Genomic DNA, 7,645 nt, shown 5'->3' with positions numbered 1-7,645 from the left:
CACCTTGACTGACATAAAAAATAGGTAGTAGGGTGCAATTTATCGTCACCAGCCTACCCACTGTTCCATGAACCGCTCCACCAATGACTCCTATTACCTGCCCTCCAGTATTGAATTGACCCAAAGCCATGTCCTGATTCATCGCTTGGCAATCCCTCTCAAAAATGCCATCAGCTACTTACAACAATTTCCTCAGTCAGAATACGAGGATATTTGCCGGGATGCTTTTGAGTTAGGATTTCTTTGCTTGCAAACTGCTCAAACTCGTCATGGCAACGAATTAATCAAGCAACAGATGGAATCCTTGTTGGTGGAGTTTCAGCAGGCAGTCAAGGTAATTGCAGAGTCTTTCCAGCAGGAATTAATTAATCAAGTAGGCACAGATAATGGTCAATTATTAGCTCCACTGCAAACTCAAATTAATCTGACTTCAGCCATCCTCACTGAAAAACTCAATAGCGTCAGCACTTTGCTTACACTCGAAATAGACCCCGCCAGAGAAACTTCTGTTGTTGGCCGCTTTTTAAATTCATTACGTCAACTATTAGATGCCAAACGCTCTGATTCAATTCAAGGCGCATTTAAAGCAGCATTAATAAATGCCACTAAACAAAATGGTACTCTAGCTGCGGCAGTTAAAGATGTGGTTTCTGAGTCTGTGAAACCATTAACCGAACAAGTAGAAAAATTGACTAGAGAAATTCGAGATCAACAGGTGACACAACAAGTACTTGAGCAGACAACTGCAAAAGGCATCAACTATGAAGAATCAGTTGTTGTCGAACTGCGAAATTGGTCAAAGTTGAGTGGGGTAGAGGTGGAGCATATTGGTCGTGATGGGGATACTGGCGATATTCTCCTAAAGTTCACTAGTAAATCGTTAGCTGTAATTGAACTGTCAATAGTGATTGAAGCTAGAAAACGACCCTCAAAACCTTTTGGTCGGCAAGCAATAACTCAACATTTACAGTCAGCAATGCTGCGGCGTTCAGCAAATTCCGCAATTTTTTTAAGTTATTCGCGTGAGGGATTAGCCCAGGAAATTGGTGATTGGGCAGAGGGAGTTTCGGAGTCCGGTTATTGGATTGCCACAACTCATCCATTTTTAATTATTGCTATCCGCTTTTTGGTGATCCAGCAAAGGTTAAATAAATTGCGTACCTTTGAATCAGAACTGGATGTGACTGCTGTTGAACAACAGATTCAGCAAATCCGCACAGCTTTGGGAAGAATCAGAACTATCAAAAAATCCCTGACGGAAGTTGGTAAAGGTGTGGCTGTGATTAAAGCTGAGGCAGATGCACTGAGTACAGATATTCAATCCGCGCTAAAGTCTATTGAACAAACACTGAGTTTTGTTGGCAGTAAAAGTATCCATTAAGAGATTAAGTGCATAATACTGCGACATTTCTTCGCCGAGAACTCGCCCAACAAGTTTTTTAGAAGTAAAGGTGAAATTATTTTCGCTCAATTCCCAATAGCTCTAGAGTTATACCAAGAAAAAATTTTAACCTTTCCTTTGAAACTTAACTTTTGGTTCCTTGCGTCTACCAAATTTTCTGGTCAGATTAGCTTGGCTCAATTCAAAGGACGGCTCATCTAGTTTCAGGATTGCAATTTTACGAAGTAAATCATACAAAGGCTCAATCAGCCCTCCAGATTTTAGTTTCAAATAAGAAATCACACTATCCATTTGTGCGAGATTTAAGCGACCATCTTGAGGAAGAAATTTTTGCTCCCAATCGTCCACAACTTCAATAATATTTTCTTCAGTTAAATTGGGAAACTCGTATGGCTCTAAAAATGAGTCATGAACACGCACGTATGGAAGACTTTTTCGTTCGAGAATATTTTCGCTTAAATAGTAAGTCCCAACCAATATAATAGGGATTCGCCGTTTCGCAAAAATATCAACTAATTCGTTAAATCCTTCCAAAGTTAGGTAATCTGCATTACCAACTATTAGTATTTTGACACCATAGCTTTTAAGAGTTCCCCATGTCCGCGATCGTAAATCTCGCAGCGCTCCGACATTAGTAAGCGGATGACCGACTTCTTCCAAAATTGAGTAATACAAATCTGTTGGGCCACCATGCTGATCAATTTCGGCATAGATAACAGTCGCAGGAATTTCTAACAATGTCCCTCGCCGTTTTACATATTGCATCCTATAGAGTTGGCAAGCTTTTAGTAAACCAGAACCTGTAGCACATGTAACATAACCACAGAGTTTTGCATCACGCTGGTCATCAAGCCAGTCAAATAATTCTGTATCGCGGTCTAATGGTAGGTAAGTGTCAGCTTTACCAATTTGTTCAACCTCAGCCTGGATCTCTGGTAAGCGACGCAGTTCTTCAGCAGACTGTAAACTAGCATCAAACTGCTTCTGAAGTTTTGGTTGTACATGGGCTAAGTTAGTCTCTGACATTTGACTTACCAGTTATCCTTCACAAATTGGTTCCAATCTTGTACCCCTACTCTCGGCCGTCTGGTCTTAGCAGTGCGATTAGCTTCAGGTCTATCCTGTTTATTTATGGACTTTACTACGTTTTGCGATGTAGTAGGGGCAGACGGAAAATTTTCTTGTGTTATTGCTGTTTCCTCCAGTGTTGCATTTTCAGGAAACATTTCAACAATTTTCGATTTATTAGACTTTTGTTCCTGTTTTACTTGAGCTTTCCTTTGGCGTTTTCTACGACTTTTACGTTCTTGTTCCACGTCCTCAAATATATTTAGTCGTTCATTCAAAATTGAAGAATTATCAACTTCCTTAGCTTCCACCCGAAGCTTCTTCTTAATCCAATTTAATTCCCCCAGAGAAAACCTTTCTTTTTCTAAATCCCTAGCTTTTGCAATACCAATAAACTCTCCTGGTTGACCGTCAAGAGGACGAGTATAAGCAAGCAGAGTTACAATATTGCGCTGGTCATATCTTAAGGAAATTTTCTGACCTTCATACTTTACTAAAGAATCTCCCTGATACACCAAACCTCCAAAGTTGGCAGAACCATATTTTTCGACATTCCGATACGCAACTTTCATTAAGCAGATGTCTAATTCACGTTCATCGAAAACTTCTGGATCACTTAAGAGCATTGATTTCCAGCGTTTAATACGTTTTTGGTTTTTTACCTTTGGATAATCATGCAGATTGTAGTGGTCTACAAAATATCTCACTAATATTCTTTCTAGCTTATCAAGTGTTAAACATGCAGTTCTCTCTGCTTCTTTAGGGCGTTCCTCAATACTCGATCCGGTATATCCTCCATATAAAGACAAAACTTCCTTATTAATCTTGTCAAATATAGTCTCAATTAAACCGCCTGCCGATGGAAAAGCACGTAGCCGACGTTGGAAACCTAACTGTAGCGAAATTTGCTTCAAATGTGCAGACTTAAATTCCTTGGCGCGGTCTGTAACTAAATATTCTGGAACACCGAGAATATCCCATTCTTCTTGCAGTTTGTACTCTGGTTCGTAATGCTTTGGCAACATTGAATGACGAAAGGCAAGTGCAACTTCATGTGACCCAGCTGCCTCATATCCCAAATAAAACCCAACCACACAACCAGAATAGCTATCCATCACTAATGTTATGTAAGGGCGACCAATAATTTCTTTGTCTTCATCATCAATCAACAAAATATCTAACTTGGTATGGTCAACCTGCCAAATCTGGTTGCTATGGGTAATTTCTAAAATTCCTTCAGTTGTCTGAATAATTTGTCCTTCTGTTGGTGAACCGGGATGGCGAACTATTCTGCTTTCTTGGTCAATATTAAAATTGATAACTTTATAGACGGTGACATGAGAGGGACACTTTCTCTCTATTAAATCCTTTAATACCTCTGGGTATTGTTTGAATTTTTCAGCATACTTTTTAGAGCGTAGTTCTTCTCCCTTAGATGCCAAAGCTATCAAGTATCCGTGAATTTGATTATGATTTACCCGCGAACCCTCTTTTTGACCCCATTTATGAATTTCAACTATAAATTGGAACCATTGTTTGCTAATACGAAACTGCCCTTTATCCTGACGACCAACTGCAAGGGTACCAACTCCGTCTTTTTGAACTCTCTCAACCATTCGTTTTATAGTTCGGATGCTTTTGCCAAGTGTTTTAGCAGCCTCTGCGATCGCATCCCTGCGAGTATTCTTATCAGGTGCTTGTACAATGGCATCAATTACATCAGCCTTTTGCTGAAACTCTGGCGAATCATCATTAAACAGTAGATAAGGCTTTCCCTCTACCTGCTCCGTAGCAACAACTTCCTCATGATCGGAGAGATTAGTGCCTTGACTCAAAGAACGCGTAGACATACACTTGACCTGTCTTCCAAGAAAAATGACATCATTTACTTTAAAACTCTATCAGAAAAATGACATCGTTTACTTTAAAGGTGGTAAGAGAATAATCAAAGAAAAAATATGGTTCAAATACTTTTGCAGCAAGGCTTTTGGCTTATTAGGGAGATATCCTAAAAATGGACACTAATTCTTTAAAATGGACAATAATAATTTAATGGACACCATCTGTCCAACCACGCAAACAATAGACAAATCGAGAATAACAAATTTGGGAATGATTCACTTAATTAATAACTCATAACTTTATTAAAGCCAACCACGCAAACGATAGACAAAAGAACCAATGTACTCTTTTAAAGCGGTGGTAAATTGGTGCAAGTTGTCGGTATCAGGTAATAAATTCAGTATAGCGGCTTTGGGAGTGCCACCAAGTTCTTGCAGCTCACCCTGAGTAACTAAAAAGTCAGTGGGTGTAGGAATAGCATTAATTCCTTGACGTTGGAAAATCCGAAGCGATCGCGGCATGTGCATTGCCGAAGTAACTAATAATACCTGTTTAATATTACGAGATTCTAAAATTTTTCGGACATTTACAGCATTTTGATAAGTATTAAGAGATTCAGTTTCCTGAACGATCGCCTCGGATGGAATACCAATAGATGTGAGTATTGTTGCCATATCTGCCGATTCTGGCGAACCGCTACCACGCCAATCAATGCGCCCCCCGCTAAGAATGATTATAGGTGCTTTTTTTTGGCGATATAGTTGGGCGGCATAAATCACGCGATCGCCTGCTTCACTCAAATCAACCGTAGGTCTTGGGAAAAAAGCTGATTTAGTTGCGCCACCCAAAACCACAATTGCTTCTGCATTTGGTATTTGGGCGAGTGGAAGATTTTGCCATTCTAGCGATCGCACCAATGATTTAGCGATCCAAGCATTACTACAAAATAGGAATAAAGTTAGAGCAAAAGCAATTGCGATCGCCGCAGTGCGCGGTCGTTTCCACAATGTGACTAATGCCACTACCAAACTGACACAGGCTAATCCGAGTGGATAAAAAAATAGTGGTAGTAATTTGGATAGATATAAAAACATATTGAGGATTAGGGATTGGGTATTAAAGATTAGAGATTGAGGATTGGGGACTGGGTATTAAGATTAAAATAATTCTTTCCCATTCCCCAGTCCTCAGTCCCTAATCCCCAGTTCCTACCTTTCCCAAAACCTGAAATTGAAACTACTTCCAGGAGCGCGACGGTAACGGCGGGCGGTTTTTCTGATTTGCCTTTTGTTGATCCTGTCGTTCGTTGGTTCAATTTCACTCTCTTCTGATTCTTCAACTTGCAACTGAGTTCTAGTTTCTTCCTTACTTCCCCACCAAGCAGTAATCCAGCCTCCAGCTAAACCGCCTATTCCACCTAGCAAGATACTCATAGGTGGTGGATACCCCAAATAGACAAAGCCAAGCATGAAAAATAACCAGTATTTCAGTCCTGTATCAACGCCATCAGAAGAGGCTACAGTTGGTGCCTGGGTGCTATTGTTGGTTAAACTTGTGATCCAGCTGAGGATGAAACCGCCCATGATTCCTAAGAAGATACTTAGGGCTGGTGCAGAGCCGGTCATTACTAATATAAATGTTAAAAATGCCCCAAATAACAACTGAGAAAAGAAGCTGGGAGAAATACTAAAAAAGTCGTTCTTTTTGTCTGCCATACAGTAAAAAAAGCTATTAACTACATACTAATTCGTAGTTCGTAATTTTCGATTCAATTACGAATTACGAATTACTTGAGTTGTATCCAAAATCTTTACGTAGGTTTGTTCTTCTTCAGTGAAAGGTTCAGCTTGTTTGATTTGTGAAGCTAATAAATCGGCGGTGGCATCAGCGATATCACCAGTGCGGTTGTTTAGACGCTCTTTTAGAACTTCTAGCGGTGCTGTGCATTGGATAATCTGAAAGGGAATTTCGTGCTTTGTAGCTTGAGCGATCGCTTCTTGCCGTAACTGCTGTTTATCATACTTGGCATCCAAAATCACCGAAAAACCTTGTTTAGCCAGGATAATTCCCAATTCCAGCAGCCTTGTGTAGGTTTTCTCGGTCATCTCAGGCGTATACAAATCATCGTCACCTTTTTCCCACAGAGGAATTCCTCCTAAATGTTTTCGTACCGCATCAGAACGCAGGTGAATCGCTCCCTGTTGACGGGCTAAATGCCTTGCTGTGGTACTTTTACCAGAACCCGACAACCCCGACATCAAAATTAGCTCTCCAACCTTTGGTTTAGTGTACTCCCAAGCCTGTTTATAATACTCACTGGCGGTTTTTGTCGCCTCTTCCTTTACCGTCGCGGGTACGCTCGGATCGCCTAGCAAAAATGATGTCACCTTCGCTCTAACATAAGCCTGCCGACTTAAATATAAAGGCAGCACCTGTAAACCTTCCCAGTCTCCAGTTTGCTCTATGTAGGCATTCAAAAACGCATTACCTAAGTCTTTGCGTTGCCGCGCTTCCAAATCCATCACCGTGAACGCCACATCGTACATCACATCGACAAAGCGAAACGGCTCGTTAAACTCAATGCAATCAAACAGCAAAATTTTGTCGTGCCACAGGGCAATATTTCTCAGGTGTAAATCCCCGTGACATTCACGAATATAGTTGTTGTGAATTCTGCTAGCAAATAATTCTGGACGTTCGGCAAAAAATTTATCTGTATATTGCTTTGTTTCTGTAAATTGTGCTTGAGTCTGGGGGCCACCAATATAATTCTCAGTTTGCTGATAATTTTCATCAAATGCAGCCCGGACTTTTGGGATTTCACCAAAACTGCGAATATAATTATTCGTCTGTGCTTCGGCATGGTATTTAGCCACTACCCGTCCCAACTCATCTAGGAGTGTCTCATTTAACTTACCCTGTTCAAAAAATGTACTCAATAACGACTCTTGAGGAAACTGCCGCATTTTCAGCACATATTCTACAGCCTCGGCAGTTCCCCCTAACTGGTATTGCTCATTTACCAGAGTTATGGGCAAAACTTCTAAATATAGTTCACCAGCACCCCTCTGATTTAACCGCAACTCTTCCTGACAAAAATGCTGCCGCTTTTCTAAGGTGGAAAAGTCCAAAAAGCCAAAATTCATCGGTTTTTTCAGCTTATAAGCGTAATCCCCAGTCAGCAGCACATAAGAAATGTGAGTTTGAATTAGTTCAATGGGTTCTGTTACCGCATGGGGATAAAATCCAGGTTGCAACATTTGCTGAATTAAGACTGGAAGAGTCGCTTCTGTCATTTCTATTCCTCTGCGCTCTCTGCGCCTCTGCGGTTCA

Annotated in this window: 6 protein-coding genes; 1 reads left to right on the top strand and 5 read right to left on the bottom strand. The window is 40.6% G+C overall.

Going from position 1 to position 7,645, the window contains the following annotated elements:
• The first annotated feature begins 145 nt into the window (after positions 1–145).
• Complete coding sequence (locus CDG79_RS25260) at positions 146–1,381, top strand: hypothetical protein (protein WP_223278311.1); 1,236 nt, start codon at positions 146–148, stop codon at positions 1,379–1,381.
• Positions 1,382–1,507: 126 nt separating this feature from the next.
• Here the strand turns inward: CDG79_RS25260 and CDG79_RS25255 are convergent, their stop codons facing one another.
• The 5 genes from CDG79_RS25255 to CDG79_RS25235 form a co-directional block, all read right to left on the bottom strand.
• A complete protein-coding gene (locus CDG79_RS25255; protein ID WP_094344585.1) occupies positions 1,508–2,428 on the bottom strand; it encodes an ATP-binding protein in 921 nt (306 codons plus the stop codon).
• A 5-nt stretch (positions 2,429–2,433) separates the two neighbouring features.
• On the bottom strand, positions 2,434–4,320 hold the full coding sequence (locus CDG79_RS25250) for a Mu transposase C-terminal domain-containing protein (protein ID WP_094344584.1): 1,887 nt from the start codon (positions 4,318–4,320) through the stop codon (positions 2,434–2,436).
• Positions 4,321–4,614: 294 nt separating this feature from the next.
• A complete protein-coding gene (locus CDG79_RS25245) occupies positions 4,615–5,406 on the bottom strand; it encodes a YdcF family protein (protein ID WP_094344583.1) in 792 nt (263 codons plus the stop codon).
• 114 nt (positions 5,407–5,520) lie between these two features.
• On the bottom strand, positions 5,521–6,027 hold the full coding sequence (locus tag CDG79_RS25240; RefSeq protein ID WP_094344582.1) for a hypothetical protein: 507 nt from the start codon (positions 6,025–6,027) through the stop codon (positions 5,521–5,523).
• A gap of 57 nt (positions 6,028–6,084) precedes the next feature.
• Positions 6,085–7,608: a bifunctional aminoglycoside phosphotransferase/ATP-binding protein gene (locus CDG79_RS25235; protein WP_094344581.1), complete on the bottom strand. Its 1,524-nt coding sequence runs from the start codon at positions 7,606–7,608 to the stop codon at positions 6,085–6,087.
• Positions 7,609–7,645: the final 37 nt, after the last annotated feature.

The sequence above is a fragment of the Nostoc sp. 'Peltigera membranacea cyanobiont' 232 genome (assembly GCF_002245985.1).
Lineage (GTDB): Bacteria > Cyanobacteriota > Cyanobacteriia > Cyanobacteriales > Nostocaceae > Nostoc.
The sequence above is the reverse complement of the archived record's forward strand: the minus strand, read 5'-3'. Positions and strand labels throughout refer to the sequence as shown.

Bases quoted from the DNA above. Each gene is read 5' to 3' on its own strand.
- CDG79_RS25250 (WP_094344584.1), bottom strand. From the start codon at position 4,320: ATGTCTACGCGTTCTTTGAGTCAAGGCACTAATCTCTCCGATCATGAG.
- CDG79_RS25235 (WP_094344581.1), bottom strand. From the start codon at position 7,608: ATGACAGAAGCGACTCTTCCAGTCTTAATTCAGCAAATGTTGCAACCT.
- CDG79_RS25245 (WP_094344583.1), bottom strand. From the start codon at position 5,406: ATGTTTTTATATCTATCCAAATTACTACCACTATTTTTTTATCCACTC.
- CDG79_RS25255 (WP_094344585.1), bottom strand. From the start codon at position 2,428: ATGTCAGAGACTAACTTAGCCCATGTACAACCAAAACTTCAGAAGCAG.
- CDG79_RS25240 (WP_094344582.1), bottom strand. From the start codon at position 6,027: ATGGCAGACAAAAAGAACGACTTTTTTAGTATTTCTCCCAGCTTCTTT.